Consider the following 25,140-nt stretch of genomic DNA (forward strand, 5'->3'; position numbering starts at 1 on the left):
GAGCGGGCGCGCCCGCGAAGAGGCCCTCAAGGCTTGCGCAAAAAAAAGCCGCTCACCCTATCTGGGCCAGCGGCTTTTCCTTGCAGTCAGGGCTCGATCAGGCCGCGATCAGCGCCTTGACCTTGTTCATCGCATTCTTCTCCAGCTGGCGAATCCGCTCAGCCGAAACGCTGTACTTGTCCGCCAGCTCATGCAGCGTGGCCTTCTCTTCCGCCAGCCAGCGCTGGTACAGAATGTCGCGGCTACGCTCGTCCAACCCTTGCAGCGCTTCGTGCAGGTTGCTGGTGGAGTTGTCGCTCCAGTCGGCATCCTCCAGCTGCATCGCCGGGTCGTAACGGTGGTCTTCCAGGTAGTGCGCAGGCGACTGGAAGGCGCTGTCGTCGTCAGCTTCCGCTGCCGGGTCGAAGGCCATGTCCTGGCCGCTCAGGCGGCTTTCCATCTCGCGCACTTCACGCGGCTCAACGCCCAGGCTTTCCGCTACGCGGTGCACTTCGTCGTTGCTCAGCCAGGCCAGACGCTTCTTCTGGCTGCGCAGGTTGAAGAACAGCTTGCGCTGGGCCTTGGTGGTGGCCACCTTGACGATACGCCAGTTGCGCAGGATGAACTCGTGGATCTCCGCCTTGATCCAGTGCACGGCGAACGACACCAGGCGCACACCCATTTCCGGGTTGAAGCGCTTGACGGCTTTCATCAGGCCAACGTTGCCTTCCTGGATCAGGTCGGCCTGGGCCAGCCCGTAGCCGGCGTAGCTACGGGCGATGTGTACGACGAAACGCAGGTGGGCCATCACCATCTGGCGAGCGGCCTCGACATCCTGCTCATAATAGAGACGCTCGCCCAGATCACGCTCCTGCTCGACCGTCAGCAGCGGAATGCTGTTGACCGTGTGCACGTAGGCTTCCAGGTTTGCACCGGGTACCAGGGCATAGGCAGGTTGCAACGATGTGGTCATTCAAGAACCTCCGACTTACCAAACTCGCACCTTTTGGGCGCTGCCAACATTGACCTGGAACGACGGTACAAGTTCCATAGTGAAGAATTTGTCAATGCTGGCATATAAAAACTATCGCGGCGCCAGCTCGTTCAGGTGGCGGGCGACTGCAATCCATGCACCGATATACCCCAACAGCACCGCTCCGATCAAGAGCGACAGACCATCGGACGCCGGCACCCCGCCCAGGGCGAAGTCACTGCCATACAGGCCGGAAAGCCCTACCACCGCCTCGTTCAGCCAGTTCAGGCCAAACGCCAGGATACCCCACGCCAACAGGCCTGCGCCCAGGCCATACAGGGCCCCCATGTACAGGAAAGGCCGGCGCACGTAGGCGTCGGTGCCCCCGACCAGCTTGATCACTTCGATCTCGGTGCGGCGGTTTTCAATATGTAGCCGAATTGTGTTACCGATTACTAACAGCAAGGCAGAAACCAGCATCACAGCCAGGCCGAAGACGAAACGGTCACCCAGCTTGAGGATCGCCGCCAGGCGCTCGACCCACAGCAGGTCGAGCTGCGCCACCTCTACCCGTGGCAGCTCGGACAAGCGCTGACGCAAGGCTTCCAGCGCCGGTTTGTCGACCTCGGTCGGGGTCACTACTACCACGCCCGGCAGTGGGTTGTCGGGCAACTCACGCAGGGCTTCGCCCAGGCCGGACTGCTGCTGGAATTCCTCCAGCGCCTGTTCGCGGCTGACATACAGCGCGTCGGCCACACCAGGCATGCCCTTGATCTCGTCGCGCAGCGCCTCGCCTTCGCGGCTGCCGGCATCGAGCTTGAGGTACAGCGAAATCTGCGCGGCGCGCTGCCACGAGCCGCCAAGCTTTTCGACGTTCTTCAGCAGTAGCGACAGCCCCATGGGCATGCTCAGCGCTACCGCCATCACCAGGCAGGTGAAGAAGCTGCCGATCGGCTGCTTGCCCAGGCGGCGCAGGCTGTCGGCCAGGCTGGCACGGTGGCTTTCCAGCCAGGCATGCAGCAGCGTGCGGAAATCCGGGCCGTCATCGTCATCACCGTGTTTTTTCCTTGCCGGTTGCGGGTCGGCCGGTTTCGGCGCAACCCGCTCGGAAACTTTAGGTGTGCGTGTAGTGGTCATTGCCCGGCCTCCCCATCGCCGATCAAGCGGCCGCGCTGCAAGGTCAGCATGCGGTGGCGCATGCGCGCAATCAGTGCCAGGTCGTGGCTGGCGATCAATACCGTGGTGCCCAGGCGGTTGATGTCCTCGAACACGCCCATGATCTCCGCAGCCAGGCGCGGGTCGAGGTTACCGGTGGGTTCGTCGGCCAGCAGCAGGGCCGGCTGATGCACGATGGCGCGGGCGATACCCACCCGCTGTTGCTGCCCAGTGGACAGGTCGGCCGGGAACAGCTCGCCTTTGTCGGCCAGCGACACGCGCTCCAGGGCCGAATCCACGCGTTTGGCGACCTCGGCCTTGGACAGGCCGAGAATCTGCAGCGGCAAGGCGATGTTGTTGAACACCGTGCGGTCGAATAACAGCTGATGGTTCTGGAATACCACGCCAATCTGCCGGCGCAGGAACGGGATCTGTGCGTTGCTGATCTGCCCCAGGTCCTGCCCGGCCAGCATCAGCTTGCCGCTGGTTGGGCGTTCCATGGCCAGCAGCAGACGCAGCAAGGTACTTTTGCCAGCCCCCGAGTGCCCGGTGACGAACAGGAATTCGCCCCGGCGCGCCCGGAAACTCAGCTCATGCAAACCCACATGACCATTGGGATAACGCTTGGCAACCTGTTCGAATCTGATCATGGTCAGTCTCGCTCGGCGAACAGAGCCTTGACGAACGGCTCGGCTTCGAAGGTGCGCAGGTCGTCGATGCCTTCACCGACACCGATGAAACGGATCGGCAGCTTGAACTGCTTGGCCAGGGCGAAAATCACCCCGCCCTTGGCAGTGCCGTCCAGCTTGGTCAGGGCCAGGCCGGTCAGTTCGACGCTCTGGTTGAAGTACTTGGCCTGGCTGATGGCGTTCTGGCCGGTGCCTGCATCCAGCACCAGCAGCACCTCGTGCGGCGCTTCGGCATCGAGCTTGCCGATAACCCGACGGACCTTCTTCAGTTCTTCCATCAGGTTGTCTTTGGTATGCAGGCGGCCGGCGGTATCGGCGATCAGCACGTCGACGCCACGGGCCTTGGCGGCCTGCACGGCGTCGAAGATCACCGACGCGGAATCGGCCCCGGTGTGCTGGGCGATCACCGGGATCTGGTTGCGCTCGCCCCACACCTGCAACTGCTCGACCGCCGCGGCACGGAAGGTGTCACCGGCGGCCAGCATCACTTTCTTGCCTTCGAGCTGCAGCTTCTTCGCCAGTTTGCCGATCGTGGTGGTCTTGCCAGCGCCGTTCACGCCAACCACCAGAATCACGTAGGGCTTGTTCTGCGCCTGGACCACCAGCGGGTGTTCGACCGGGCGCAGCAGCGCAGCCAGCTCTTCCTGCAGCGACTTGTACAGGGCATCGGCATCGGCCAACTGCTTGCGGGCGACCTTCTGGGTCAGGTTCTGGACGATGGTCGAGGTCGCTTCCACACCGACGTCGGCAGTCAGCAGGCGGGTTTCGATCTCGTCGAGCAGGTCGTCATCGATGACCTTCTTGCCCAGGAACAGGCTGGCCATGCCCTCGCCGATGCTGGCGCTGGTCTTCGACAGGCCCTGCTTGAGGCGTGCGAAGAAGCCGGGCTTGGCCTGCTCGGTCGGCGCAGGTGCAGGCTCGACCGGCGCTGCGGCCGCAGCCACAGGGGCGACGGGTTCTGGCGCAGGGCGTTCCGGGATGGCAGGCGGGGCCTTCGGTTCCAGGTCCGGTACCAACGCCACAGGTTCTTCGGCAACCGGCAATACCAGGTTGCTGACCGGCGCGGCAGGTTCCACCGCCGTAGCAGGCTCGACCGGAGCCGCCTGCAAGGGTACCGACGCAATCGGCTGCGGCGTTGGCGCCACCAGTGGCTGGGAAGCGACCGGCTCAGGCTCGGGGGCCTGCAATGGCTGGGAAGCGACCGGTTCGGGTGCCGGCGCCTGGGCTACCGGGGGTTGGGCTGCTTCGGCGACCGGCTGCGGCTCGACCGGCGCTGGGGCCGTAGCGGCCTGACCAGGCTCTGTGGCCTGCGGCGCTTCGGCGGCAGGGGCCTCTACCGGAGCGGCGGCAGGCTGCTCGACGGCGTGGGTTTCATTCGCGGGCGAGCCCGCCCCCACGGGTTGCTGCGGCTTCTTGCGAAACCAGCTGAACAGGCCTTTCTTCTCACCAGCCTCGGCCGGTGCTTTTTTGTCGTCGTTGGAACCAAACATGGAAGACGGCTATCTCAGGGTAGCGATGGGCCAGCTACGGCGCATCGGGAATTCTCTCTACGCAGAACAGACTATCTTGAAGCCGGCTGGTTCATGCGCAACGTTTTGTCTTGATGTCCTGTGGGCCAGAACGGCGACAGGCATGGTCGCCAGGCAACCGGATCAGTATCCTAGCACCTCCTGGCCCGCCGACGCTAAACCCAGCGGGCCGCCGAACAGGTTAAACACCGTATGAATGCTCTAGCCCGCCGTGCCGCAGGCCTGTTGCTCGGCACGCTCTGCCTGCCGCTCGCAGCCTTTGCCGCCGATGTGCAACCCACCCACGAGTTCATCCTCGACAACGGCCTGAAAGTGGTCGTGCGCGAAGACCATCGCGCCCCGGTGGCCGTCTCGCAGATCTGGTACAAGGTTGGCTCCAGCTACGAAACCCCGGGCCAGACCGGCTTGTCCCACGCGCTGGAACACATGATGTTCAAAGGCAGCGCCAAGGTGGGTCCTGGCGAGGCATCGCGCATCCTGCGGGACATCGGTGCCGAGGAAAACGCCTTCACCAGCGATGACTACACCGCCTATTACCAGGTGCTGGCCCGCGACCGCCTGCCGGTGGCCCTGGAGCTGGAGGCCGACCGCCTGGCCAGCCTGCGCCTGCCTGCCGACGAGTTCAGCCGCGAAATCGAGGTAATCAAGGAAGAACGCCGCCTGCGCACCGACGACCAGCCCAACGCCAAGGCCTTCGAGCTGTTCCGCGCCATGGCCTACCCGGCCAGCGGCTATCACACGCCGACCATCGGCTGGATGGCCGACCTCGAGCGCATGAAGGTCGAGGAGCTGCGCCACTGGTACGAATCCTGGTACGCCCCCAACAATGCCACCCTGGTCGTCGTGGGCGACGTCACTGTCGACGAGGTCAAGGGCCTGGCGCAGAAGTACTTCGGCAGCATCCCCAGGCGTGCCGTGCCGCCGGCCAAGTTGCCTCTGGAACTGGCCGAACCCGGCCAGCGCCAGCTGACCCTGCACGTACGCACCCAACTGCCCAGCCTGATCTACGGTTTCAACGTTCCCGGCCTGGCCACAGCCAAGGACCCACGCACGGTGCATGCCCTGCGCCTGATCTCGGCGCTGCTCGACGGCGGCTACAGCGCGCGCATGCCGGCGCGCCTGGAGCGTGGCCAGGAACTGGTGGCCGGCGCTTCGTCCAGCTACAACGCCTTCACCCGCGGCGACAGCCTATTCCTGGTTTCGGCCACACCGAACGTGCAGAAGCACAAGTCCCTGGCGGACGTGGAAAAGGGCATCTGGCAACTGCTGGACGAGCTCAAGACCACCCCACCCAGCACCGAGGAACTCGAGCGCGTGCGCGCCCAGGTCATCGCCGGCCTGGTCTACGACCGTGATTCCATCAGCAGCCAGGCCACCACCATCGGCCAGCTGGAAACCGTCGGTCTGTCCTGGAAGCTGATCGACAGCGAACTGGATGAACTCGAGCGCGTTACGCCGCAAGACATCCAGCACGCAGCGCGCACCTACTTCACCCGCGAACGCCTGAGCGTTGCCCATGTACTGCCCGAGGAGTCCGCTCATGAGTGACCGCCGCGTCCCGCGCCCAACCCTGCTGAGCACCGGCATCCGTGCCCTGGCGCTGGCGGCCGTGCTGGCCGCCCCGGCCGTGGCCGACGACCTCGCCAAGGCCGAAAGCAACGCCGCACGCCCGGCCAATACCCTGCAGTCGCTGGCCGAGCTGGATGGCAAGGCGCCCAGCCGGCGCCAGCTGAACATCCAGCACTGGAACACCGCCGAAGGCGCGCGGGTGCTGTTCGTCGAGGCCCGCGAGCTGCCGATGTTCGACCTGCGAGTCACCTTCGCTGCCGGCAGCAGTCAGGATGGCAGCGTGCCAGGCCTGGCCGCCCTGACCAACGCCATGCTCAACGAAGGCGTGGCCGGCAAGGACGTGACCGCCATTGCCGAAGGCTTCGAAAGCCTGGGCGCAGACTTTGGCAACGGCTCCTACCGCGACATGGCCGTGGCCTCGCTGCGCAGCCTCAGCGCCAAGGACAAGCGTGAGCCGGCCTTGAAGCTGTTTACCGAGGTGGCCGGCAAACCGACCTTCCCGGAAGATGCGCTCAAGCGCATCAAGAACCAGATGCTGGCTGGCTTCGAATACGACAAGCAGAACCCCGGCAAGATCGCTGGCAAGGCGCTGTTCGCCAACCTTTACGGCGAGCATCCCTATGCCCACCCAAGCGACGGCACCCCCGAAGCCATCAAAGGGATAAGCCTGGCACAATTGCGTGCCTTCCATGCCAAGGCCTACACCGGCGGCAATGCAGTCATCGCCCTGGTCGGCGACCTCAGTCGCGCCGAAGCCGAAAGCATTGCTGCCCAAGTGTCCGCAGGCCTGCCCAAGGGCCCGGCACTGCCAGCACCGCCCCAACCCACTGAAACCTATGCAACCCTGAACCACATTGACTTCCCGACTGCGCAGACCCACCTGATGCTGGCGACACTCGGTATCGACCGCCAGGACCCGGACTGGCCAGCGCTGTCGCTGGGCAACCAGATCCTCGGTGGCGGTGCCTTCGGTACCCGGCTGATGAGCGAGGTGCGTGAAAAGCGTGGCCTCACCTACGGGGTATACTCGGCGTTCAGCCCGATGCAGGTCCGCGGCCCATTCATGATCAACCTGCAAACCCGTGCCGAGCTCAGCGAAGGTACGCTCAAGCTGGTGCAAGACATTCTCACCGACTACCTCAAGACCGGCCCCACCCAGCAGGAACTGGACGACGCCAAGCGCGAGCTGGCCGGCAGCTTCCCGCTGTCCAATGCCAGCAATGCCAGCATCGTCGGCCAACTGGGCGCCATTGGCTTCTACAACCTGCCGCTGACCTGGCTGGAGGACTTCATGCAGCAGTCCCAGGCACTCACCGTCGAACAGGTCAGGGTAGCCATGAACAAACACCTGTCAGCGGATAAACTGGTGATGGTCACCGTTGGCCCGAAAGTGCCACAAAAGCCGCTGCCAGCACCTACTGACAAACCCTCCGAGCAAGCGCTCGGGGTACCGGAGCACTAATGCCGAGATCCACCCCTCCCGCCCGCCCGCAATCGGGCCAGAGCAAGGGCCAGGGCCACCTGCGCATCATCGCTGGCGAGTGGCGCAGCCGCCGCCTGGCGGTACCGGACGGCGAAGGCCTGCGGCCAACACCCGACCGCGTGCGCGAAACCCTGTTCAATTGGCTGGCGCCCTATATTGAAGGCGCCCGTGTCCTCGACGCCTTCACCGGCAGCGGCGCCCTGGTGCTCGAAGCCTTGTCCCGCGGCGCCGAGGACGCCGTGGCGCTGGACAGCAACCCGGCCGCCATCGCCAACCTGAAGAACAACCTCGAAATCCTCCGCTGCCCACGCGGGCAGATCCTGCAGACGGATGCCCTGCGCTACCTGCAGAGCCCGGCCAAGCAGCAGTTCGACGTGGTGTTCCTCGATCCGCCGTTCCATCAGGACCTGCTGGCCAATACCTGCAACCTGCTGGAGCAGAACCAGTGGCTGCATCAACAGGCCTGGGTCTACACCGAAAGCGAAACCGCGCCGTCGACCTTGCAGCTTCCTGGCAACTGGCGCCTGCACCGCGAGAAGAAAACCGGCCAGGTGTACTACGCACTCTGGCAGCGGGGCTGACCGGTTAGCATGGGTGGGCGTATTTAGTTACCGCCAACCCACCCCTACCATCATTGAAGCTGCTCCTTCGTTCTTGCAGGAGCTCTTCAACAATGGCCGATCGCCCCTCCCCGCCCACGCCAACCAGCGCGGTGCAATCCCTGATCCTCGACAACGGCTTGCGCGTCTACCTGCGCGAAGATCACCGCGCCCCGCTGGTCAGCGTGCAACTTTGGTATCACGTCGGGTCCAGTTACGAACCGCAGGGCCACACCGGCCTGTCCCACGCCCTGGAACATCTGCTTTTTGAAGGCAGCAGCAAGCTGGCGCCAGGCGAATACTCGACGCTCATGACCCGCCTGGGTGGCAATCCAAACGCCTTCACCTACTCGGATGCCACCGTCTTCCCGCTCATATTACCGGCCAACCGCGTGGAAATTGCCCTTGAGGCCATGGCCGATGTCATGGCCAGCGCTACCCTCAGCGATTTGCCATTTGCCAGGGAGCTGGCGGTGGTCATGGCCGAGCGGCGTGAAAATATCGATAACGACCCGCTGATGCTTGCCCTGGAACATCACCATTTGTTGAGCTATGGCGATTCCGGCTATGGCACGCCGGTGATTGGCCACAAAACCGATCTCGAACATATAACGCTTGCAGCGGCCCAAACCTGGTACCGGACCTGGTACCACCCCAACAACGCCACACTTGCAGTAGCCGGCGACCTAACCCTGGCTCAGCTACAAACACTCGTCACCAGGCATTTCGCTGAAATACCGGCGCATCGCCTCCCCGCACGCCGGGTACCGATGGGGCTCGCCAACCCAACCAAACGCCAACAGACACTGCGCCTGCCGGGGCTTTACGCAGGCGTGGCCCTCGGTTTCAACGTGCCTAGCCAATGCACCGCCAGGTCGGATACCCAAGGCTATGCGCTGCGGTTACTGCCCGAAATTCTTGCCAATGGTCACGCCAGCAGGCTGCAGCGGCTACTCGTGCTGGAGGTGCGGCTTGTCGAAGGCATGCGTGCGACTTATGAGCCTTGGCAACGCGGCGACAGCATGCTGGCCCTTTATGCAATCTGCAGCCCGCACGTCACGCCAGAGGCCGCGGCCGAGCGCTTGATGCTCGAAGTAGACGCTTTTCGCCAGGCGGCCCCCACCAAACAGGACCTTGAGCGCGCCAAGGCACGCCTGCTGGCCAGGCAACTGTTCGAAAGAGATGACATCAACAAACAGGCGCACGCCATCGGCAAACAGGCTGCATGCGGGCTGGACCCGGTCGCCCTGGATGCCGAACAACAAGCCATAGAGGCGGTAACGGTCGAGCAAGTCGCTCAGGCCGCCTACGAATACCTTACCGAATCGCGAGCAGCCATGACCTTCATGCACTCCAAGGAGAGCACTCATGCATGACGTTACTTCGACCTCGCCACAACCAACCCTACCCAGCAGCATCGGTAGCAACTTGCTGTCGACCCAAGGGCTAGACCTGAACCAGCTCGCCACTCTGCATACGCCAGTCCAGGGCTGGACCACGCAGGGCGGCACAGGCGTCAGGTTCATCGAAGCTCGCGGGCTACCAATCGTCGACGTGGTACTGCGTTTCAAGGCGGGCACCAGCCAGGACACTGACCAGTCTGGCCTGGCAGCCCTGACGCTCTACATGCTTGACGAGGGCAGCCAGCGACATACGGCTGCCCAACATGCCGAGCGCCTGGAGCGCCTGGGCGCGATCACCAAGAAAGAGATAGGGCTGGAGCACGCCACGCTCAGCCTGCGCAGCCTTGGCAACAAGGCAAGACTCGATGCTGCCTTGGAGCTGTTCATCGACCTGGCTGCCAATCCTGCATTTGCGCCGCTTGCACTGGACAAGATAAAACCGCAATTACAACGGCTGACCGCATCGCAAGAACGGCAGCCTGACATGAGGGCGTGCAGCGAAGCGTTCCGCCATTTGTTCCATGGCCACCCTTATGGCAACTATCTGGGAAGTACCCATCAGGGAATACAGGCGGTAACCGTCCAGGACCTGCGCAGGTTCCATCGACGCGCCTATGCTGCCAGCAACCTGGAAATGGTCATGGTGGGGGACCTTTCCTTGAGCGAAGCCCAAGCTATCGCGCAACGGATCAGCCAGGCCTTACCCCAGGGCTGGACAGCCGCTGCACTGCCCCCCGCACCTGTGGCAACCAGCGCAACGATCAATATCGAGCAGCCCGGTGCAAGTACCACGAACTGGTTCGCTCTGCCCATCGATGTGCCGGCCAACGACCCCGAGTTTCTGCCCTTGCTAATGGCTAGCGCTGTACTTGGAGGCGGCTTCGAATCGCGGTTGATGACAGAATTGCGCCAACGTCGCGGCCTTACCTACTCGATCTACAGCACGATAACGTCATTGAGCGCGGGAGGCGTGTTCGCCATTGAATGGGATATCGCGTCCCGATACGCTCAAGCCTCCCAGGCCCTGGTAGAAACCTTGCTGCACGAGTTCATCGACAAAGGGCCAACCCAGGCGGAATTGCAGCTCGCCCGCAAGCAACTGGCCGGTAGCTTGCTGCGTACCGTTGCGCAGAACCAGAGTGTGGCAGCATTGCTTGCCGAAATTACCTATCAACGCCAGCCGGACGATTATCTGAACACCTGCATCGAGCGCATCGGTGCTATCACCCCGACAGATGTCCGCTCGGTCATGCAACGTCGGCTGAATCTCGGCCAGAAGGTCCTGGTAAGTGTCGGCCCTGGCGTCGAGCAGCAACCGCTACCGCCTACCGACCAATAGCGCAGGTACAGTGGCGCTGTTTCATGGCACTCTAGGCAGGCACATCACGAGTCGCCCAGCATGCCCAGCTCCAGCGCCACCTTCCGTCCGGCCATCGGCCTGTCCAACCCTCACCTGCAAACCCTGTGGGGGCCTCTGTGGCGCAAGTTGCCCGACCTGCCGCGCAACCGCGAGCGACTGTGGCTGGCCGATGGCGACTTCATCGACCTGGACTGGCACGGCCCGCACCAACCCCATGCTCCCCTGGTACTGGTGCTGCACGGGTTGACCGGCTCATCCCATTCGCCCTACGTCAAAGGCTTGCAGCAAGCGTTGCAGGGCTGCGGCTGGGCCAGCGTGGCAGTGAACTGGCGCGGTTGTTCGGGCGAACCCAACCTGCTGCCGCGCAGCTACCACTCCGGTGCCAGCGAAGACCTGGCAGAAATAGTCAGCCACCTGCGTGCCCAGCGCCCCTTGGCACCGCTGTACGCGGTGGGCTACTCGCTGGGGGGCAATGTGCTGCTCAAGTACCTGGGCGAAAGCGGCCTCGCCAGCCAGCTGGAAGCCGCTGTAGCGGTGTCGGTACCGTTTCGTCTGGACCACTGCGCTGACCGTATCGGCCAGGGTTTCTCGAAGGTGTACCAGGCGCATTTCATGCGCGAGATGCTGGCCTACGTGCAACTCAAGCAGCGGCACTTTCACGACAACGGCCTGCATGAGCGGCTGGCAACGCTGCAACGGCTGGAACCACTGGGCAAGCTGCGCACGTTCTGGGACTTCGATGGCAAGGTCACGGCGCCGCTGAACGGCTTTCGCGACGCTCACGACTACTATCGCCGCTCATCGAGCCATTTCTTCCTCGGCCGCAACCGCACGCCGACACTCATCATCCATTCCAGCGACGACCCATTCGTTTCAGGCCACAGCCTGCCCACGGCGCGTGAACTGGCGCCGCAGACCCGTTTCGAACTGCACAGCCGGGGCGGCCATGTGGGGTTCGTCGATGGCAGCCTGCGCAACCCGGGGTATTACCTGGAACGGCGGATTCCGCAATGGCTGTTGCAAGGCCAGTAGAGCAGTACCGGCCTCATCGCCAACAGGCCGGCGATGAGGCCGGTACTGCTTATTCGTCAGTCGCTACGCCATGCGCCGGGTCGTTGATCCACTCACTCCAGGATCCGGCATACAGCTTGCCCAGCGGGTACCCCGCCAGGGCCAGGGCAAACAGGTTGTGACAGGCGGTCACGCCTGACCCGCAATAGGCAACCAGCTGCTCTGGCGCACGCCCCGCCAGCTTTTCAGCAAAGCGCTGTCTAAGCTGCTCCGCCGGCAGGAAGCACCCGTCAGCCCCCAGGTTGTCGGTGAACGCTGCGCACTGGGCGCCTGGGATATGCCCCGCCACCGGGTCGATCGGCTCCACTTCCCCACGAAACCGCGGCAAGGCACGCGCGTCGAGCAAAGTCAGGTCATCTGCACCCAAGCGCTTGGCCAGATGCCCGGCATCGATCAGCAGCTTGGCGTCCGGCTCACCTGCGAAGGTGCCTTCCCGCTTGGCTGGCGGGTCCAGGCTCAGCGGCAGGTGTGCCGCATGCCAGGCCTTCAGCCCGCCGTCGAGGATTGCCACACCGCTGCGCTTGCCCAGCCAGGCCAGCAGCCACCACGCCCGGGCGGCAAAGGCACCGGGGCCGTCGTCGTACAGCACCACCTCGCTGTCATTGTCCAGGCCCCACTCGCGCAGGCGTTCGACCAGCCGGCGCGCATCGGGCAACGGGTGGCGCCCGGTGCGTCCTTTGCTCACCGGCCCGCTCAGGTCACGCTCCAGATCGGCAAAATGCGCCCCGGCAATGTGCCCCTGGGCATAGCTGCGTTGGCCATAGTCCACATCCTCCAGAGCAAAGCGGCAGTCGAGTATCACCAATTTGGGCGAGCCCAGACGCTCGGCCAACTGCTGCGGGGTGATCAATTGCGCAAGGGGCATGACAATCTCCTGATCGATGGCACTTGGGCCCCAGCTACTGCTCCAGGGCCTGGTTGAACGGTACATGGAACTCCTGGCACAGGGCATCCACGGCATTGCGGGCATTATCGGTGACGAAGCCAAGCTCCAGCACCAGCACCTGGTAGACGCCGCGCTTGAACGCTTCCTCCCCCAGGTGTGCTGAATGCTCCCGCGTGGTACTGAGAAACCGTACCCAGGAGGTCAGCACGATCCAGGCGTTGATGGTCAGCGATTCGATTTGTGCAGGGGTCATGGCCAGGATGCCCGCCTCGACGAAGCCACGGTATATCGCTTGGCCCTGGCGCAGGCAGCGCTCGGAAAAGCGTCGGTAACGGGCGGCCAGCTCCGGGTCACTGTCCAGCAGATGCTCCAGGTCCCGGTGCAGGAAGCGGTAGTTCCACATCGCTGCCAACAGGGCCTTGAGGTAGAAGCGCTTGTCCTCGACGGTCGCTACCCGGCCTTGCGGCGGGCGCAGGAAGCTGTCCACCAGTTCCTCATACTGGCTGAATAACAGGGCGATGATCGCCTGCTTGTTGGGGAAGTGGTAGTACAAGTTACCGGGTGAGATTTCCATGTGTGCGGCAATATGGTTGGTACTGACGCTGCGTTCACCCTGCTGGTTGAACAACTCCAGGCTGTTCTGCACGATGCGCTCTCGGGTCTTCATGCGCGGCGCCATGCTCGGCTCCCAGTCTGCGGGCTTCATCAAAAGGTCATCTTACGGCGTATCGAGGGTGGAGTGCACCGCCCGAAAGCGCGAAAAAAGTCCCACCATCGGCCGAATTAGAGTATAGGCTCTAGGGATTTCCGGCCCGGACTCGACGCTGCCATGAATACGCCTAGCGCCCTGCCTCTTGTGCAATCCGACACCGACCTGGCGGCGATGTTCGCTGCCCAGCGTCGGGCTTTTGCCGGCAACCCGTTGCCACCCGCAGCGCAGCGGCGGCAATGGCTGAAAAGCCTGCGCCAGGCCTTGCTGGCCGATCAGACGCAGTTGATCGATGCCATCGGCCAGGATTTTGCGGGGCGCAGCGCCGACGAGACCTTGCTGGCCGAGCTGCTGCCTTGCATGCAAGGCCTGCGCCACGCCGAAAAGCATCTGCAACGCTGGATGCGCGCCAGCCGGCGCCGGGTCAGCCTGGCCTTCCAGCCGGCCCGCGCGCAGGTGCGTTATCAACCCTTGGGCGTGGTCGGTATCATCGTGCCGTGGAATTACCCGCTGTTCCTCGCCATCGGCCCGCTGACCGGCGCCCTGGCAGCCGGCAACCGGGTCATGCTCAAGCTCAGCGAAGCTACACCGGCCACGGGCCTGGCGCTGAAACAGCTGCTGGAACGGGTGTTCCCCAGTGACCTGGTCAGCGTGGTGCTCGGCGAGGTCGAGGTAGGCCAGGCCTTTGCTCGCCTGCCTTTCGACCACCTGCTGTTCACCGGCGCCACCAGCGTGGGGCGTCAGGTGATGCTGGCTGCGGCACACAACCTGACCCCGGTCACACTGGAATTGGGCGGCAAGTCACCGGCGATTGTCTCGGCTGACGTAGCGCTGGACAGCGCCGCCGAGCGCATCGCCTTCGGCAAGACGCTGAACGCTGGCCAGACCTGCGTCGCCCCCGACTATGTGCTGGTGCCGCGCGAGCGGCTGCAAGCCTTCAGCGACGCCTACCAGCGGGCTGTGCGCCGGTTGTACCCGCGCATCGCCGACAACCCCGACTACACCGCTATCATCAACCCGTCCCAGCTGCAGCGCTTGCAACGGCTGTTGGACGATGCCCGCGGCAAAGGCGCGCAGGTGCTCGACCTGTACCCTGACGAAACCCGCCAGGGCCGGCGCCTGCCACCACACCTGTTGCTGGGGGTGCATGACGACATGCAGGTGATGCAGGACGAGATCTTCGGCCCACTGCTGCCGCTGGTGCCCTACGACGACCTCGAGCAGGCGCTGGCCTACGTCAACCAACGGCCGCGCCCGTTGGCGCTGTACTACTTCGGCTATGACCGCGCTGGCCAGGAGCAGGTACTGCGCCACACCCATTCCGGCGGTGTGTGCCTGAACGACACCCTGCTTCACGTGGCTCAGGACGACCTGCCATTCGGCGGCATCGGGCCTTCGGGCATGGGCCACTACCATGGCCGCGACGGCTTCCTGACCTTCAGCAAGGCCAAGGCGGTACTGGCCAAGCAACGTCTCAATACCGCACGGCTGATCTACCCGCCTTATGGCAAAGCCTTGCAACGCCTGGTCTACAAGCTGTTCATCCGCTGAGGGGCAGCCCATGCACCGCCGCGAACTGTTGCGTTTCAGCCTGGGTGCCAGCCTCGTGCTGGCCGGCACCAGCCTGGTCGGTTGCCGCGCCCAAACCGCCGCGACCGGCTACGACATCCTGCGCGACGATGACCTGCCGCTACTGGGTGCGCTGATCCCGGTGGTACTGGCCGGCACGCAGGCCACCGAAACCCTGGTGCTGCACAGTCTCGACCACAAGCTGTCGGCGTTGTCGCCAGAAATGCTCAAGCTCACCCGGCAGCTGTTCGACGTGCTCAGCCTGCCGCTGACTCGCGGCCCGCTGACGGGAATCTGGGGTGCCTGGGAACACGCCAGCCCCGCGCAAGTCAGGGCCTTCCTGCAGCGTTGGCAGGACAGCTCACTGAACCTGCTGCGCATGGGTCACGCATCGCTGCTGCAATTGCTGCAGATGGCCTGGTATGAACGCCCTGAATCCTGGGCCGCCTGCGGCTACCCAGGCCCACCGAAGATCTGACAACGAAGAGCAGCGCAGATGCCTGTACCTGACCCGTTTCGCCAAGGCCTGGAGCGCGGCTGGATTACCCACGACGCCTCGCGCCTGGAGCAAGACCTCACCCTGGAGGCCGATGTTGCGGTGATCGGCAGCGGTGCCGGTGGTGCTACCAGCGCGCAGATGCTCAGTGCCGCCGGCTTCAAGGTGCTGTTGATCGAAGAAGGCCCGTTGAAGACCAGCAGCGATTTCCATCTGCTGGAAAACGAAGCCTATGCCAGCCTGTACCAGGAAGGCCTGGGCCGCATGAGCAAGGATGGCGCCATCACCATCCTTCAGGGCCGGGCCGTGGGCGGCACCACGCTGGTGAACTGGACCTCGAGCTTTCGCACCCCGCCCCAGACGCTGGCGCACTGGGCGTCGGCGCACATCGTGAGCGGCCTGGGCGAAGCCCAGATGCGCCCGTGGTTCGAACGCATCGAACAGGAGCTGGGCATCACTCCCTGGGCGCTGCCGCCGAATGCCAACAACGACGTGTTGCGCCGTGGCTGCGAGCAGCTGGGCTACCGCTGGGCAGTGATCCCACGCAACGTGCGCGGCTGCTGGAACCTGGGCTACTGCGGCATGGGTTGCCCGGTGAATGCCAAGCAATCAATGCTCGTGACCCGCATTCCCGCCACCCTCGAGCAAGGCGGCGAGCTGCTCTATCTGGCCCGGGCCGAGCGCTTCGAGCACAACGGCGAACGCATCCTCGGCCTGACCTGCCAGGCGCTGGACAGCCAGGGCCTACACCCTACAGGCCGCCTGGTGCGCATTCGCGCCCGTCACTACGTGGTTGCCGGTGGCGGCATCAACAGCCCGGCGCTGCTGCTGCGGTCCGCCGCGCCCGACCCGCACGGCCGCCTGGGCAAACGGACCTTCCTGCACCTGGTGAACTTCAGCGCGGCCCGCTTCAACGAGCGTATCGACCCCTATTACGGCGCCCCGCAGTCCGTCTACAGCGACCACTTCCAATGGCAAGGTGGCGTCGATGGCCCGATTGGCTACAAGCTGGAGGTACCGCCATTGCACCCGGCCCTGGCCAGCACCCTGCTGGGCGGATACGGCGAGGAAAATGCCCGACGCATGGCCGAGCTGCCACATACCCATGTGATGCTGGCGCTACTGCGCGATGGCTTTCACCCGCAAAGCCAGGGTGGCACCGTGGAGCTGCGCGGCGATGGCTCACCCGTGCTCGACTATCCGCTCAGTGACTATCTATACGACGGTTTGCGCCGCGCCTACCGCAGCATGGCGCAAATCCAGTTCGCCGCCGGCGCCACCCAGGTTACCGCCGTGCACAGCGATGCCAGTGCCGCGTCCAGCCTGCAACAGGCCTTGGCCATGATCGACCGCTTGCGCCTGGAGCCGTTTCGCACGCGCCTGGGCAGCGCCCACGTGATGGGTGGTTGTGCCATGGGCGAGGACCCGCGCCAGGCGGTATGCGACAGCCTGGGCCGCCATCACCAGCTGCAAAACCTGTCGATTCACGACGGTTCGCTGTTCCCCACCAGCATCGGCGCCAACCCGCAATTGTCGGTGTATGCCATCAGCGCCAGGCTCAGCGAGGCCCTGATCGCCCGCCTGGCACACAGCGCATGACAACGAACACGGCCCCTGTCTATAGTGCCATCAGCCGGCCGCATGACTTGGCCGGGCGCAGTCGCTGCGCTACCATCCGACTCCCCAACGCACTCCAGCCAGGATGACGCGATGAACCGAGTGTTGTACCCGGGTACTTTCGACCCCATTACCAAAGGCCATGGCGATCTGGTCGAACGCGCCTCGCGGCTGTTCGACCACGTGATCATCGCCGTGGCAGCCAGCCCCAAGAAAAACCCGCTGTTCCCGCTGGAACAACGGGTGGAGCTCGCCCGTGAGGTCACCAAGCACCTGCCCAATGTCGAAGTCATCGGCTTCTCCTCGCTGTTGGCGCATTTTGCCAAGGAACAGGGCGCGAACGTGTTCCTGCGCGGCCTGCGGGCGGTATCCGACTTCGAGTACGAGTTCCAGCTGGCGAACATGAACCGGCAACTGGCCCCTGATGTCGAGAGCCTGTTCCTCACGCCTTCGGAGCGTTATTCGTTCATTTCCTCGACCCTGGTCCGGGAAATCGCCGCATTGGGTGGTGATATCAGCAAATTCGTCCACCCGGTGGTGGCCGACGCGCTGACCGAACGCTTCCGGAAGTAAGCCAGACAGCTGATTGTCGCGCCCGCGTGCACTGCGGGCGCGAATGCGGCACAATTGTGCCCACTGCGTTGAACATGCCCGGGCGCTGAGCCCCGGCCGGAGTCCCCATGTCCCTGATCATCACCGACGATTGCATCAACTGCGACGTCTGCGAACCCGAGTGCCCGAACGAGGCCATCTCCCAAGGCGAAGAGATCTACGTGATCGACCCTAACCTGTGCACCCAGTGCGTGGGCCATTACGACGAGCCGCAATGCCAGCAAGTCTGTCCGGTCGACTGCATCCCGCTGGATGAAGCGCACCCGGAAACCGAAGAAGAGCTGATGGCCAAGTATCGCCGGATTACCGGCAAGGCCTGAACCCACAGGCCTGCGCGGCACCTGTAGGAGCGGCCTTGTGTCGCGATGGGGCGCGCAGCGGCCCCGGCAACTTCTGCAGCTGAGCTGAAATTCCTGGGGCCGCTGCGCGCCCCATCGCGACACAAGGCCGCTCCTACAACCTGCAGCGAAACACCTCAGCGTTGGCAACGCGGGCAATACACGCTGGCCCGCTGCCCCAGCTTGACCTCGCGCAATTGCGTGCCGCACACCTTGCACGGCTGCCCGCCGCGCCCATACACGAACAATTCCTGCTGGAAGTACCCCGGCTGGCCATCACCGCCGATGAAATCGCGCAAGGTGGTACCGCCCTGCTCGATCGCCGCCGCCAGCACCCGCTTGATCTCGATGCTCAGCTTCAGGTAGCGCGCCCGTGAGATCCCGCCTGCCGCGCGGCGGGGGTCGATGCCGGCGGCAAACAGGGCCTCGGTGGCGTAGATGTTGCCCACCCCCACCACCACGGCGTTGTCCATGATGAACGGCTTGACCGCCATCGAGCGCCCGCGGGACAACTGGAACAACCGCTCGCCGTCAAACAGGTCGGTCAGTGGCTCCGGGCCCAGGTGCAGCAGCAGTTCGTGGTTGAGCGGGTCCTGGCTCCACAGCATCGCGCCAAAGCGGCGCGGGTCGGTGTAACGCAGCATCAGCCCCGATTCCAGTTCGATGTCGACGTGCTCATGCTTGGCTGCCGGCAAGCCCAGCTCGACCAGGCGCAGGTTGCCCGACATGCCCAGGTGGCTGATCAGGGTACCGACCTCGGCGTTGATCAACAGGTATTTGGCGCGCCGCTCGACACTGACGATGCGCTGCCCCGACAGGCGCACATCCAGGTCTTCGGGAATCGGCCAGCGCAGGCGCCGGTCACGCACCACCACCCGGCTGACGCGCTGGCCCACCAGGTGCGGCGCGATACCGCGCCGGGTGGTTTCTACTTCGGGTAATTCCGGCATGTGTCAGTGCCCGCCCAACTCGCGAATGTTCTGCTTGAGGTTTTCGAAATCGTATTCCGACAAGCCGATGTAATCGAGCACCAGCGGGCCGACCACGCGCCACTCGTGGTCCACCGACTGGTTGCCCAACACCCGGTAGGAGGCGCAGATGTGCTCGGCCATCTTCAGCACCGCCAGCAGGTTCTTCTGCTGGCTCTGGGTGTTGCGCGAGCTTTCGTCGCGGAACACCGCCAGGGCATTGTGGTGGTTGGCGATGGTCGCGCTGAGGTGTTCGGGCAGCCGCCAGGACTTGGCGGTGAAATAGCCGACCACCGAATGGTTGGTGTTGAAAGCACGGTTTTCCGTGTCGACGATCCGGGTTTCCTCATCGGCCGTGGCATAGGCCTGCTCCAGCACCTCCATGTAGTTCGGGAAGCGCTTGAGCATCAGCGGCACGCCACAGTCGTGGAACAGGCCGAGGGTATAGGCCTCGTCTGCAGGCTGGATGCCGGTGCGCTTGGCCAGGGTCAGGCAGGTCATCGCCACATCCTGGGCGGTGTCCCAGAAGCGATTGAGGGTGACGATGGTCTCGTCGCTCATTTCGCCCTTGATCGACTGGGCGTTGATCAGGTTGATGATCGAACGGCTACCCAGCAGGTTCACCGCGCGCTGGATCGAACCGATCTTGTTGGAAAGGCCGAAGTGCGGGGAATTGACCAGCTTGAGCAAGGCACCCGAGAGGCCCGGGTCCTGGGAAATCAGCTTGGCGATGGTTTCCAGGTCCGGGTCGGGCATGTACTGCTCGAACTGCAGGTCGACCATGATCTGCGGTTGCGGCGGGATGGTGATGCCTTGCAAGGCTTGCTGGATCTGTTCGGCGCTGAGTTCCTGGGACATACGTGCATACTCGTTCGGGACGGGCGATTCTAACCTTCTAGACCGGCAAGGGACCAACCACTGAATCGTAACGTCGGAACTTTCCTTGAGCGCCACGGGCCTCTTTTTTCACACCCATCGAAAAAGGAGCAAGGCCCATGAGTGCGGAACTGAACGGCAAGCGCGTGGCCTTTCTGGTCACCGATGGCTTCGAGCAGGTGGAGCTGACCGGGCCCCGTGAAGCCCTGGAACAGAGCGGCGCGGTGGTGGATATCCTCAGCGACAGGGAAGGCACTGTACGGGGTTGGAACCATGACCGGCCGGCGGATGAATTCGCCGTGGATGCCACCTTCGAAGGCGCCCACCTGGACCTCTACGATGCCTTGGTGCTGCCCGGCGGCGTGCAAAATTCTGACACGATTCGGCTCATCCCCGCCGCGCAGAAACTGGTGAAAAGCCATGACTCGGCCGGCAGGCCGCTGGCGGTGATCTGCCACGGCGGCTGGTTGCTGGTGTCATGCGGGTTGGTCAAGGGCAAGCGGATGACCAGCTACAAGACCCTGCAGGACGACATTCGCAATGCCGGGGGGGAATGGGTGGATGAAGAAGTGGTGGTCGATGGCAACCTGATCAGCAGCCGCAAGCCCGATGACATTCCGGCGTTCAGCCAGCAGTTGATCAAGGCACTGACGGCCTGATTGGCGCTAGCGGGCTCATCGCTGGCAAGCCAGCCTCCACAGGTAAGGCGCACGCCGCCAAGGCGGTGCAGCCCATGTGGTGGCTGGCTTGCCGACGATGAGGCCGCAGTTTGTCGAGCCTGACACCGATAGATAGGCAGACAGGCTATAATCCCGCTCTTTTTTCCGGAGCGACGTCATGTCCCTGCCCAGCCTTCGCCTCAAAGCCAATGCCGACCGCCGCCTGCGCGCCGGCCACCTGTGGGTCTACAGCAACGAAGTCGATGTCACCGCGACCCCGTTGCAGGGCTTTCAGGCCGGCCAGCAGGCTGTTCTCGAGGCAGCCAATGGCAAGCCGCTGGGCATCGTTGCACTGAGCCCGAACAACCTGATCTGTGCCCGCCTGCTGTCGCGCGATGCCAAGCTGCCGCTGGACAAGTCGCTGCTGGTGCACCGCCTGAACGTGGCCCTGTCGCTGCGCCAGCGCCTGTTCGAGCAACCGTGCTACCGCCTGGTCTACGGCGACTCCGACCTGTTGCCAGGCCTGGTGGTCGACCGCTTCTTCGACATCCTCGTGGTGCAATTGGCCTCGGCCACCATGGAAGCGCACAAGGACGACGTGATTGCAGCCCTGGTGCAGGTGCTCAAGCCCAGTGGCATTCTGTTCAAGAATGACTCCTCCGCGCGTGACGCCGAAGGCCTGCAGCGTTATGTCGAGACCGTCTACGGCGAAGTGCCGGACTGGGTGCCGCTGGAAGAGAACGGCGTCAGGTTCGAAGCCCCGGTGCGTGAAGGTCAGAAGACTGGCTGGTTCTATGACCACCGCATGAACCGTGCCCGCCTGGCACCGTATGTAAAAGGCAAGCGCGTGCTCGACCTGTTCAGCTACATCGGTGGCTGGGGTGTGCAGGCCGGTGCCTTCGGCGCCAGCGAAGTGTTCTGCGTCGATGCCTCGGGCTTCGCCCTGGATGGCGTGGAGCGCAACGCCGCACTGAACGGCATCAGCGAGAAGCTGACCTGCATCGAAGGCGACGTGTTCGAGGCGCTGCGCGAGCTCAAGGCCGCCGAAGAGCGCTTCGACGTGATCATTGCCGACCCACCCGCCTTCATCAAGCGCAAGAAAGACCTGAAAAACGGTGAAGCGGCTTATCGCCGGCTGAACGAACAGGCCATGCGCATGCTGACCAAGGACGGCATCCTGGTCAGCGCCTCGTGCTCGATGCACCTGCCTGAGGACGACCTGCACAACATCCTGCTGACCAGCGCCCGCCACCTGGACCGCAACCTGCAGTTGCTCGAACGCGGCGGCCAGGGCCCGGACCACCCGGTGCACCCGGCCATCGCCGAAACCCGCTACATCAAGAGCATCACCTGCCGGTTGCTGCCCAACAGCTGACCGCCACCGTAATTGCTTCCGTAGGAGCGGCCTTGCGTCGCGATGGGCCGCAAGGCGGCCCCGGGATTTCGGCCATTGTGCATGGTCGAAAGGGGCTGCTCCGCAGCCCATCGCGACGCAAGGCCGCGCCTACAAAAGCACGATGGTCAAAACTGGCGTCAGATCCCCAATACCTGCGTCGCTATGCCGAAATACACCAGTACCCCCGCCGCATCGGCAATCGATGTGATCAGCGGCCCACTGGCGGTGGCCGGGTCCAGCTTGAAGCGGCTGAGCAGGAACGGCAGGCTCATGCCGATCAGGCTGCCTAGCAGCACGATCAGCACCATGCTGCTGGCAACAATCAACGCGATTTGCGGCCCGCCCCGCAGCACCCCCAGAGATGCCACCGCAATGGCCATGGTTGCGCCCAACGCCAGCGCCACGCCGAATTCACGCCCCAGCATGCGCCACCAGTCACGCATGACCACGTCCCCGGTGGCCAAGCCACGTACCATCAGCGTCGCCGACTGGGCGCCGGCATTACCGCCGCTGTCCACCAGCAGCGGCAGGAAGAATACCAGGGCGATGTGTGCGGCTATGGTTTCCTCGAACGCGGCAATACCCGCCCCGGAAAACAGGTTGCCGAACACCAGTAGCACCAGCCATAGCACACGCTTGCGGTAAAGCAGCCCAAGGGTGGCATCCCGCAGGTTTCCAACATGGTTGGTGATCGAAGCGCCTTTGTGAAAATCCTCGGTCGCTTCGCGCTGCTGCGCCTGCAGGGCTGCATCGGTGTCCGGTAGAAAGCGGTTTTTATCGATTTGATCTTGCATGAAGTTCTCCAGGCGCCGTCCCAGGCGCCCACAGACTTCAGCCTTGCTGGCTCAAGCCTTCGGCAGCCCTGGCGGCGGCGCGCTCAGTGCCAGATTGCAGGTTCGTGCTGAACCGGTAACTGGGAAGGTCCATTGAGGGGTATCTCGTGAAACCGCACATGCGGCGCCCGGATAGTAGTCATTCGAGGCGGGCCGGTCAGCCCATGGGCTGGCGTTTCGGAAGCGTCCTACAAGTACCAAGCGTTAGGCCAAAACCACCGCCCGGCCACATCGCCATTCCCTCACCGCCTCAGCGGTGTAGAATCGGCCTATTCATCGCCAGTCATCCCCGGCGGGTTTATGAGCTCTGGCCAGGCACGCGGCGATCCCGCGCAGTCCTCGGCCCCATCCGTGCCAGTGGCAACCGGCCTGCGGTACAAAGGACCAGAGAAGCTCACTCCCCTTTTTGTGACCTGATTAAGCCGCCAGGAGTGTTTCATGCCTGATTACCGTTCAAAGACTTCCACCCAAGGCCGCAACATGGCCGGCGCCCGTGCCCTGTGGCGCGCTACCGGGATGAAGGACGAAGACTTCAAGAAACCGATCATCGCCATCGCCAACTCGTTCACCCAGTTCGTCCCGGGCCACGTGCACCTGAAGGACCTGGGCCAGCTGGTCGCCCGCGAGATCGAACGCGCCGGTGGCGTGGCCAAGGAGTTCAATACCATCGCGGTCGATGACGGCATCGCCATGGGTCACGACGGCATGCTGTACTCGCTGCCAAGCCGCGAGATCATCGCCGACGCCGTGGAGTACATGGTCAACGCCCACTGCGCCGATGCCATCGTGTGCATCTCCAACTGCGACAAGATCACCCCCGGCATGCTGATGGCCGCACTGCGCCTGAACATCCCGGTAATCTTCGTTTCCGGCGGCCCGATGGAAGCCGGCAAGACCAAGCTGGCCAGCCATGGCCTGGACCTGGTCGACGCCATGGTCATCGCTGCCGACTCTTCGGCCTCCGATGAAAAGGTCGCCGAATACGAGCGCAGCGCCTGCCCGACCTGCGGCTCGTGCTCCGGCATGTTCACCGCCAACTCGATGAACTGCCTGACCGAAGCCCTGGGCCTGGCCCTGCCGGGCAACGGCTCGACCCTGGCTACCCACGCCGACCGCGAGCAGCTGTTCCTCACGGCCGGCCGCACCATCGTCGAGCTGTGCAAGCGCTACTACGGCGACAACGACGAGTCGGTACTGCCGCGCAACATCGCCAACTTCAAGGCGTTCGAGAACGCCATGATGCTCGACATCGCCATGGGCGGCTCGACCAACACCATCCTGCACCTGCTGGCTGCAGCCCAGGAAGCCGAGGTGGCGTTCGACCTGCGCGACATCGACCGCCTGTCGCGCAAAGTGCCGCAGCTGTGCAAGGTGGCGCCGAACATCCAGAAGTACCACATGGAAGACGTGCACCGCGCCGGCGGCATCTTCAGCATTCTCGGCTCGCTGGCCCGTGGCGGCCTGCTGCACACCGACCTGCCGACCGTGCACAGCCGCAGCATGGAAGAAGCCATCGCCAAATGGGACATTACCCAGACCGATGACGAAGCCGTGCACACCTTCTTCAAGGCAGGCCCTGCCGGCATCCCGACCCAGACCGCGTTCAGCCAGTCGACCCGTTGGCCGAGCCTGGACCTGGACCGTGCCGAAGGCTGCATCCGCAGCGTCGAGCATGCCTACTCGCAGGAAGGCGGCCTGGCCGTGCTGTACGGCAACATCGCGCTGGATGGCTGCGTGGTGAAAACCGCCGGTGTCGACGAATCGATCCTGGTGTTCGAAGGTTCCGCGAAGATCTTCGAGAGCCAGGACAGCGCTGTGCGCGGCATCCTCGCCGACGAAGTGAAGGCCGGCGACATCGTGATCATCCGCTACGAAGGCCCGAAAGGCGGCCCGGGCATGCAGGAAATGCTGTACCCGACCTCGTACCTGAAGTCCAAAGGCCTGGGCAAGGCCTGCGCCCTGCTCACCGATGGCCGCTTCTCGGGCGGCACCTCGGGCCTGTCGATCGGCCACGCCTCGCCGGAAGCCGCGGCTGGCGGTGCCATCGGCCTGGTGCGCGACGGCGACAAGGTGCTGATCGACATCCCCAACCGTTCGATCAACCTGCAAGTCAGCGACGAAGAACTGGCCCAACGCCGCGTCGAGCAGGACAAGAAGGGCTGGAAGCCTGCCGAAGTGCGCCCACGCAAGGTGACCACCGCGCTGAAGGCCTATGCCCTGCTGGCGACCAGTGCCGACAAGGGTGCTGTGCGTAACAAGGCGATGCTGGAAGGGCTTTGAGGCCTGACAGAGAGAAAAAAGAACCGGCGCCCTGAGCGCCGGTTTTTTTCTGCCTGCAAGGCCCTTTCGCGGTTTCAGCCGCGAAGAGGCC

The 25,140-nt window shown here is 63.9% G+C and carries 23 protein-coding genes; 14 read left to right on the plus strand and 9 right to left on the minus strand.

What is annotated here, in order from left to right; all coding sequences use genetic code 11:
- Positions 1-97 precede the first annotated feature (97 nt).
- The 4 genes from rpoH to ftsY form a co-directional block, all read right to left on the minus strand.
- Positions 98-952 carry an RNA polymerase sigma factor RpoH gene (rpoH, locus tag HG549_RS24105; protein WP_170033417.1) on the minus strand — a complete coding sequence of 285 codons (855 nt, stop codon included), beginning with the start codon at positions 950-952 and terminating at the stop codon, positions 98-100.
- Positions 953-1,063: 111 nt separating this feature from the next.
- Complete coding sequence (gene ftsX / locus HG549_RS24110) at positions 1,064-2,089, minus strand: permease-like cell division protein FtsX (protein ID WP_170033419.1); 1,026 nt, start codon at positions 2,087-2,089, stop codon at positions 1,064-1,066.
- Positions 2,086-2,757: a cell division ATP-binding protein FtsE gene (gene ftsE / locus HG549_RS24115; protein WP_056794328.1), complete on the minus strand. Its 672-nt coding sequence runs from the start codon at positions 2,755-2,757 to the stop codon at positions 2,086-2,088. The genes ftsX and ftsE overlap by 4 nt, the downstream gene beginning before the upstream one ends.
- Before the next feature lie 2 nt (positions 2,758-2,759).
- Entirely contained in the window at positions 2,760-4,286 is a 1,527-nt protein-coding gene (gene ftsY, locus HG549_RS24120) for a signal recognition particle-docking protein FtsY (protein WP_170033421.1), read from the minus strand.
- A 231-nt stretch (positions 4,287-4,517) separates the two neighbouring features.
- Between ftsY and HG549_RS24125 the strand changes: the two genes are divergently transcribed.
- From HG549_RS24125 to HG549_RS24150, 6 genes are all read left to right on the plus strand, one after another.
- The gene (locus HG549_RS24125) at positions 4,518-5,873 is read left to right on the plus strand and encodes a pitrilysin family protein (protein WP_170033423.1); all 1,356 of its coding nucleotides are present in this window, start codon (positions 4,518-4,520) and stop codon (positions 5,871-5,873) included.
- Positions 5,866-7,356, plus strand: coding sequence for a pitrilysin family protein (locus HG549_RS24130; RefSeq protein ID WP_170033425.1), 1,491 nt, complete (start codon positions 5,866-5,868; stop codon positions 7,354-7,356). Before HG549_RS24125 ends, HG549_RS24130 begins: the two co-directional genes overlap by 8 nt.
- Positions 7,356-7,958: a 16S rRNA (guanine(966)-N(2))-methyltransferase RsmD gene (gene rsmD, locus HG549_RS24135; protein ID WP_170033427.1), complete on the plus strand. Its 603-nt coding sequence runs from the start codon at positions 7,356-7,358 to the stop codon at positions 7,956-7,958. Before HG549_RS24130 ends, rsmD begins: the two co-directional genes overlap by 1 nt.
- Positions 7,959-8,050: 92 nt before the next feature.
- Positions 8,051-9,352, plus strand: coding sequence for a pitrilysin family protein (locus HG549_RS24140; protein ID WP_170033429.1), 1,302 nt, complete (start codon positions 8,051-8,053; stop codon positions 9,350-9,352).
- Entirely contained in the window at positions 9,345-10,718 is a 1,374-nt protein-coding gene (locus HG549_RS24145; RefSeq protein WP_170033431.1) for a pitrilysin family protein, read from the plus strand. Before HG549_RS24140 ends, HG549_RS24145 begins: the two co-directional genes overlap by 8 nt.
- 60 nt (positions 10,719-10,778) lie before the next feature.
- The gene (locus tag HG549_RS24150; protein ID WP_170033433.1) at positions 10,779-11,771 is read left to right on the plus strand and encodes a hydrolase; all 993 of its coding nucleotides are present in this window, start codon (positions 10,779-10,781) and stop codon (positions 11,769-11,771) included.
- Between the two features lie 49 nt (positions 11,772-11,820).
- Here HG549_RS24150 and HG549_RS24155 read toward each other — a convergent pair whose 3' ends face one another.
- Positions 11,821-12,675: a sulfurtransferase gene (locus tag HG549_RS24155; RefSeq protein ID WP_170033435.1), complete on the minus strand. Its 855-nt coding sequence runs from the start codon at positions 12,673-12,675 to the stop codon at positions 11,821-11,823.
- A gap of 34 nt (positions 12,676-12,709) precedes the next feature.
- Positions 12,710-13,375 (minus strand): TetR/AcrR family transcriptional regulator, encoded by a 666-nt coding sequence (locus HG549_RS24160; RefSeq protein WP_170034332.1) that lies wholly within the window; start codon positions 13,373-13,375, stop codon positions 12,710-12,712.
- A gap of 150 nt (positions 13,376-13,525) precedes the next feature.
- Between HG549_RS24160 and HG549_RS24165 the strand changes: the two genes are divergently transcribed.
- From HG549_RS24165 to HG549_RS24185, 5 genes are all read left to right on the plus strand, one after another.
- The gene (locus tag HG549_RS24165) at positions 13,526-14,956 is read left to right on the plus strand and encodes a coniferyl aldehyde dehydrogenase (RefSeq protein ID WP_170033437.1); all 1,431 of its coding nucleotides are present in this window, start codon (positions 13,526-13,528) and stop codon (positions 14,954-14,956) included.
- A 10-nt stretch (positions 14,957-14,966) separates the two neighbouring features.
- A complete protein-coding gene (locus HG549_RS24170) occupies positions 14,967-15,452 on the plus strand; it encodes a twin-arginine translocation pathway signal protein (protein WP_170033439.1) in 486 nt (161 codons plus the stop codon).
- Positions 15,453-15,470: 18 nt separating this feature from the next.
- Positions 15,471-17,069, plus strand: coding sequence for a GMC family oxidoreductase (locus tag HG549_RS24175; RefSeq protein WP_170033441.1), 1,599 nt, complete (start codon positions 15,471-15,473; stop codon positions 17,067-17,069).
- Between the two features lie 111 nt (positions 17,070-17,180).
- Positions 17,181-17,660 carry a pantetheine-phosphate adenylyltransferase gene (gene coaD / locus HG549_RS24180; RefSeq protein WP_170033443.1) on the plus strand — a complete coding sequence of 160 codons (480 nt, stop codon included), beginning with the start codon at positions 17,181-17,183 and terminating at the stop codon, positions 17,658-17,660.
- A gap of 107 nt (positions 17,661-17,767) precedes the next feature.
- Positions 17,768-18,019, plus strand: a complete 252-nt coding sequence (locus HG549_RS24185; protein ID WP_013974644.1) for a YfhL family 4Fe-4S dicluster ferredoxin — start codon at positions 17,768-17,770, stop codon at positions 18,017-18,019.
- A 155-nt stretch (positions 18,020-18,174) separates the two neighbouring features.
- Here HG549_RS24185 and mutM read toward each other — a convergent pair whose 3' ends face one another.
- Positions 18,175-18,987 (minus strand): bifunctional DNA-formamidopyrimidine glycosylase/DNA-(apurinic or apyrimidinic site) lyase, encoded by an 813-nt coding sequence (gene mutM / locus HG549_RS24190; protein ID WP_170033445.1) that lies wholly within the window; start codon positions 18,985-18,987, stop codon positions 18,175-18,177.
- Between the two features lie 3 nt (positions 18,988-18,990).
- Positions 18,991-19,809, minus strand: a complete 819-nt coding sequence (locus HG549_RS24195) for an HDOD domain-containing protein (RefSeq protein WP_170034334.1) — start codon at positions 19,807-19,809, stop codon at positions 18,991-18,993.
- A 191-nt stretch (positions 19,810-20,000) separates the two neighbouring features.
- On the opposite strand from HG549_RS24195, the gene HG549_RS24200 reads away from it, so the two are divergent.
- Together HG549_RS24200 and HG549_RS24205 are read left to right on the plus strand one after the other, a co-directional pair.
- Positions 20,001-20,540 carry a type 1 glutamine amidotransferase domain-containing protein gene (locus tag HG549_RS24200; RefSeq protein ID WP_170033447.1) on the plus strand — a complete coding sequence of 180 codons (540 nt, stop codon included), beginning with the start codon at positions 20,001-20,003 and terminating at the stop codon, positions 20,538-20,540.
- A 178-nt stretch (positions 20,541-20,718) separates the two neighbouring features.
- The gene (locus tag HG549_RS24205) at positions 20,719-21,915 is read left to right on the plus strand and encodes a class I SAM-dependent rRNA methyltransferase (protein ID WP_170033449.1); all 1,197 of its coding nucleotides are present in this window, start codon (positions 20,719-20,721) and stop codon (positions 21,913-21,915) included.
- A 158-nt stretch (positions 21,916-22,073) separates the two neighbouring features.
- Here HG549_RS24205 and HG549_RS24210 read toward each other — a convergent pair whose 3' ends face one another.
- On the minus strand, positions 22,074-22,730 hold the full coding sequence (locus HG549_RS24210; protein ID WP_170033451.1) for a magnesium transporter: 657 nt from the start codon (positions 22,728-22,730) through the stop codon (positions 22,074-22,076).
- 477 nt (positions 22,731-23,207) lie between these two features.
- Between HG549_RS24210 and ilvD the strand changes: the two genes are divergently transcribed.
- Complete coding sequence (gene ilvD / locus HG549_RS24215; protein ID WP_170033453.1) at positions 23,208-25,049, plus strand: dihydroxy-acid dehydratase; 1,842 nt, start codon at positions 23,208-23,210, stop codon at positions 25,047-25,049.
- Positions 25,050-25,140: the final 91 nt, after the last annotated feature.

Origin of the sequence: Pseudomonas sp. SK, from assembly GCF_012975065.1 — a bacterium.
Taxonomy (GTDB): domain Bacteria; phylum Pseudomonadota; class Gammaproteobacteria; order Pseudomonadales; family Pseudomonadaceae; genus Aquipseudomonas; species Aquipseudomonas anuradhapurensis.

Excerpts from the sequence above, each read along its gene's own strand:
- rpoH (WP_170033417.1), bottom strand. The coding sequence starts at position 952 with ATGACCACATCGTTGCAACCTGCCTATGCCCTGGTACCCGGTGCAAAC.
- ftsX (WP_170033419.1), bottom strand. The coding sequence starts at position 2,089 with ATGACCACTACACGCACACCTAAAGTTTCCGAGCGGGTTGCGCCGAAA.
- ftsE (WP_056794328.1), bottom strand. The coding sequence starts at position 2,757 with ATGATCAGATTCGAACAGGTTGCCAAGCGTTATCCCAATGGTCATGTG.
- ftsY (WP_170033421.1), bottom strand. The coding sequence starts at position 4,286 with ATGTTTGGTTCCAACGACGACAAAAAAGCACCGGCCGAGGCTGGTGAG.
- HG549_RS24125 (WP_170033423.1), top strand. The coding sequence starts at position 4,518 with ATGAATGCTCTAGCCCGCCGTGCCGCAGGCCTGTTGCTCGGCACGCTC.
- HG549_RS24130 (WP_170033425.1), top strand. The coding sequence starts at position 5,866 with ATGAGTGACCGCCGCGTCCCGCGCCCAACCCTGCTGAGCACCGGCATC.
- rsmD (WP_170033427.1), top strand. The coding sequence starts at position 7,356 with ATGCCGAGATCCACCCCTCCCGCCCGCCCGCAATCGGGCCAGAGCAAG.
- HG549_RS24140 (WP_170033429.1), top strand. The coding sequence starts at position 8,051 with ATGGCCGATCGCCCCTCCCCGCCCACGCCAACCAGCGCGGTGCAATCC.
- HG549_RS24145 (WP_170033431.1), top strand. The coding sequence starts at position 9,345 with ATGCATGACGTTACTTCGACCTCGCCACAACCAACCCTACCCAGCAGC.
- HG549_RS24150 (WP_170033433.1), top strand. The coding sequence starts at position 10,779 with ATGCCCAGCTCCAGCGCCACCTTCCGTCCGGCCATCGGCCTGTCCAAC.
- HG549_RS24155 (WP_170033435.1), bottom strand. The coding sequence starts at position 12,675 with ATGCCCCTTGCGCAATTGATCACCCCGCAGCAGTTGGCCGAGCGTCTG.
- HG549_RS24160 (WP_170034332.1), bottom strand. The coding sequence starts at position 13,375 with ATGGCGCCGCGCATGAAGACCCGAGAGCGCATCGTGCAGAACAGCCTG.
- HG549_RS24165 (WP_170033437.1), top strand. The coding sequence starts at position 13,526 with ATGAATACGCCTAGCGCCCTGCCTCTTGTGCAATCCGACACCGACCTG.
- HG549_RS24170 (WP_170033439.1), top strand. The coding sequence starts at position 14,967 with ATGCACCGCCGCGAACTGTTGCGTTTCAGCCTGGGTGCCAGCCTCGTG.
- HG549_RS24175 (WP_170033441.1), top strand. The coding sequence starts at position 15,471 with ATGCCTGTACCTGACCCGTTTCGCCAAGGCCTGGAGCGCGGCTGGATT.
- coaD (WP_170033443.1), top strand. The coding sequence starts at position 17,181 with ATGAACCGAGTGTTGTACCCGGGTACTTTCGACCCCATTACCAAAGGC.
- HG549_RS24185 (WP_013974644.1), top strand. The coding sequence starts at position 17,768 with ATGTCCCTGATCATCACCGACGATTGCATCAACTGCGACGTCTGCGAA.
- mutM (WP_170033445.1), bottom strand. The coding sequence starts at position 18,987 with ATGCCGGAATTACCCGAAGTAGAAACCACCCGGCGCGGTATCGCGCCG.
- HG549_RS24200 (WP_170033447.1), top strand. The coding sequence starts at position 20,001 with ATGAGTGCGGAACTGAACGGCAAGCGCGTGGCCTTTCTGGTCACCGAT.
- HG549_RS24205 (WP_170033449.1), top strand. The coding sequence starts at position 20,719 with ATGTCCCTGCCCAGCCTTCGCCTCAAAGCCAATGCCGACCGCCGCCTG.
- HG549_RS24210 (WP_170033451.1), bottom strand. The coding sequence starts at position 22,730 with ATGCAAGATCAAATCGATAAAAACCGCTTTCTACCGGACACCGATGCA.
- ilvD (WP_170033453.1), top strand. The coding sequence starts at position 23,208 with ATGCCTGATTACCGTTCAAAGACTTCCACCCAAGGCCGCAACATGGCC.